General features: G+C 69.9%; 4 protein-coding genes. 2 read left to right on the top strand and 2 right to left on the bottom strand.

The window, feature by feature from the left end:
- Positions 1 to 1,177: ABC transporter permease (locus G6020_RS13450; RefSeq protein ID WP_182610964.1), on the top strand; the 1,177-nt coding region annotated here is incomplete at its 5' end.
- A gap of 78 nt (positions 1,178 to 1,255) precedes the next feature.
- Here the strand turns inward: G6020_RS13450 and G6020_RS13445 are convergent.
- Both G6020_RS13445 and G6020_RS13440 read right to left on the bottom strand, forming a co-directional pair.
- Entirely contained in the window at positions 1,256 to 1,948 is a 693-nt protein-coding gene (locus G6020_RS13445) for a response regulator transcription factor (protein WP_182610963.1), read from the bottom strand.
- A gap of 47 nt (positions 1,949 to 1,995) precedes the next feature.
- Entirely contained in the window at positions 1,996 to 2,838 is an 843-nt protein-coding gene (locus tag G6020_RS13440) for a serine O-acetyltransferase (RefSeq protein ID WP_179523705.1), read from the bottom strand.
- Between the two features lie 136 nt (positions 2,839 to 2,974).
- On the opposite strand from G6020_RS13440, the gene G6020_RS13435 reads away from it, so the two are divergent.
- Positions 2,975 to 3,298, top strand: a complete 324-nt coding sequence (locus G6020_RS13435) for a putative quinol monooxygenase (RefSeq protein WP_179523706.1) — start codon at positions 2,975 to 2,977, stop codon at positions 3,296 to 3,298.
- The last annotated feature ends 13 nt before the right edge of the window (positions 3,299 to 3,311 follow it).

The following is a 3,311-nucleotide window of genomic DNA, read 5'->3' as shown; positions in this document are numbered from 1 at the left end:
TGTCAAGCTCCGCGACCGCAACTTCATCATCTCCACCCTCACCACGATCGCGATCTTCGTCGTCGCCTTCGGCCTGTCGTTCCTCCTCGGCGGGCGCGACGGCGAGAAGACCGTGGCCGTCGCCTCGAACGACGCCGCGGCCATCGTGCAGGCCGCCGGTGCCGGGTCGGCCGCCAACGGCGGAGGCGCCGACCAGGGTGCCGGGTCAGACTCGCCGCCGGTGGCCGGTTCCACGATCGAGCTGTCCGTCGTCGAGGTCGCCGACCCCGACGCCGCCGAACGTGCGGTGCGGGAGGGAGACGCCGACGCCGCTCTGCTCGGTGAACCGGGCGCGTGGACGCTCGTCGGGTCGGACGGGGTCGACTCCGACATCGCCGCCGCGGTGGGTTCCGTGGTCGCGGCCGACGCTCTCGAGCGCAATGCCGCCACCGCGGACGTCTCCGTCGAGGAGCTCACCGCCGGTTCCGTCGTGCAGGAGCGCCTGCTCGATCCCGACGGGGCGGCCAACGAGGGCGTCCAGCTGATCGCCGGGTTCGTCTTCGTCTTCCTGTTCTACATGGCGGCGATCCTCTTCGGGTACGCCATCGCCAACAGCGTCGTCGAGGAGAAGCAGTCGCGGATCGTCGAGATCCTCGCCGCCGCCATCCCGTTGCGCCAACTCCTCGTCGGGAAGGTCGTCGGCGCCACGGTGCTCGCGTTGGGCCAGATGGCGATCTTCGTGGCCATCGGACTGATCGGCCTGACGTTCACCGAGTATTCCGCGCTCCTGCCCTCGGTGGCCGGCGCTGCGGGCTGGTACCTGGTGCTCTTCGTCATCGGTTTCGTCGCACTGGCGTGCCTGTTCGCCGTGGCCGGCGCGTTGGCCACGCGGGCGGAGGACGTCCAGTCCACCTCGTCCCCCCTGCTCACGCTGATCATGATCGCGTCCTTCGCGGGACTGTTCCTCCAGGGCACCTGGCAGGTGATCGGCTCGTACGTGCCGATCATGTCGACGGTGACGATGCCGATCCGCCTGGTCGAGGGCACGGCCGAGTGGTGGGAGCCGGTCATCGCGGCGGTGATCACCCTGGTCGTCGCGGGGGCCGTGATGGTGGTCGCGGAACGGGTCTACCGACGGTCGATCATGCAGACGGGCGGCAAGCTCACCTACCGTCAGGCGCTCTCGCTGACCGAGTGAGCGGAGTGGATCACCCGCGGGTCCGGTGACGCGGACAGGAGGAGAGTGTCGGTGCCGGAGCGGCGGGGTGTCGGGGCGTCAGCCCCCGGCCCCCGCTATCTCGCTGTCGACCAGTCGGTAGCCCTGTCCGCGCACGGTCTCGATCGCTCGTGCACCGAAGGGCGTGTCGATCTTGCGACGCAGGTAGCCCACGTAGACCTCGACGATGTTGTCGTCCCCGTCGTACGCGGCATCCCACACCGCCCGCAGGATCTGGGGTTTGGACACCACCTGGTTGCGGTTCCGGATCAGGTACTCCAGGACCGCGTACTCCCGCGCCGTCACCGGGATCCGCTCACCTCCCCGCCGCACCTCCCGCGCGGCGGGATCGACCTCGAGGTCACCGGCGACGAACGAGACGGGCCGCTCGGGGGCGCCCCGCCTGACCAGCGCCCTGAGCCTGGCTTCCAGGACCACGAACGAGAACGGTTTGACCAGGTAGTCGTCGGCGCCCAGGTCGAACGCGTCCGCCTCGTCGTACTCGCCGTCCTTCGCGGTGAGCATGAGCACGGGGGTCCAGATCTCACGGCGCCGCATCTCGCGCACCACCTCGTAACCACTTCGCCGCGGCATCATGATGTCGAGGACCACCACGTCGAAGTCCCCGTCGGCGGCCATCTCGAGTCCGATCTCCCCGTCCGGGGCCGTCTCGACCGCCCATCCGCCGGCGGCGAGGCCGCGCCGCACGCTCTCGAGGAGCGCAGGTTCGTCGTCGACAACGAGTACCCGCATACAGTGCCCTCCGCCCGTGTCCCGTTCGATCGCGTGGCCCGCGACGCCTACTCGGCGCCCGGGTCGATCTCCTGGTCCATCTGCTCGGCGGGGACCAACGAGTCGGCGTGACGCCGCACCACCCTGGCGGGCACCCCGGCGACGGTCGTGTGCGGCGGGACCTGGTCGAGCACCACCGAACCGGCGGCCACCCGCGAGCACTCGCCCACGTGAACATTGCCCAGCACGATCGACCCGGCCGACAGCAGCACCCCCGAACCGATCTTGGGGTGGCGGTCGCCGTCCTCGTTCCCCGTCCCGCCGAGGGTGACGCCCTGGAGTATCGAGACGCCGTCCCCGATCACGCAGGTCTCGCCCACCACGATGCCGGTGGCGTGGTCCACGAGGATCCCGGAGCCCACGCGCGCGGCCGGGTGGATGTCCATGGCGAAGACCTCGGACACCCGGCTCTGGAGGAACGAGGCCGCCATGACCCGTCCCGAGTTCCACATCTCGTGCGCGACGCGGTGGATCTGGAGCCCGAGGAATCCCTTGGCGAACAGGTAGGGAACCAGGTAGTTGGGATAGGCCGGGTTACGCTCGAAGCTCACCACGAGGTCGGCCGCGACCGCCTCCAGGACGTGCGGGTGCTCGACCAGGATCGCCCTGATCTCCTTCTCCAGGACGTGCCGGCCGATCTCGGGGGTCGCGATGCGTGAGGCGGCGAGCCTCGCGAGGGATTCGCCCAGGTCGTCGCATCCGTCGACGAGATCCAGGACCAGGCCGGCGATGAGGGGTTCGTCGCGACTCTGCGTGGCGTCCACGGACAGCCGGTCCCAGACCGCGCGGACGGAGGAGTCGGCCTCCGTCTGCGGGACGCAGGGGTTCTCGATGCTCAGCTCGATGGTCACCCGGTACAGGGTAGGCCCGTTCGGCTTTCCGGGTCGAGTCACCTCGGTATCGGGCGCGGGGGCAGCGGGTGCGGGGGCAGCGGGTGCGGGGGCGCAGCCCTCGACGAAGTCGCGCCGGCCCGGGCAGGATGGGGCCATGATGCTCATCAACGTGAGATTCGACGTCAAGCCCGAGTTCGCGGACTCATGGCTCGAGATCACCCGCGACTTCACCGAGGCCACCAGGGCGGAGCCCGGCAACCTGTGGTTCGACTGGTACCGCTCGTCCGACGCGGAGACCACGTTCCTGCTCTGCGAGGCGTTCCGCGACGGGGACGCGCCGGCCGAGCACGTCGGGTCGGCCCACTTCAGGGAGTTCACCGGCTCCGCCGCGCAGTACCTCCAGCGCACCCCGCGGATCATCAACACCACGGTCGACGGCGAGGAGTGGGGAACGATGGGCGAGATCACCGTCGACTAGCCCGACCGGGCCT

This window comes from Dietzia sp. B19, assembly GCF_014145155.1.
GTDB classification, from domain to species: domain Bacteria; phylum Actinomycetota; class Actinomycetes; order Mycobacteriales; family Mycobacteriaceae; genus Dietzia; species Dietzia natronolimnaea.
Note: the sequence above shows the minus strand (reverse complement) of the source record. Positions and strands in the feature narration are given on the sequence as shown.

Coding starts and splice junctions, on each gene's coding strand:
- G6020_RS13445 (WP_182610963.1), bottom strand. CDS start 1,948: ATGCGGGTACTCGTTGTCGACGACGAACCTGCGCTCCTCGAGAGCGTG.
- G6020_RS13435 (WP_179523706.1), top strand. CDS start 2,975: ATGATGCTCATCAACGTGAGATTCGACGTCAAGCCCGAGTTCGCGGAC.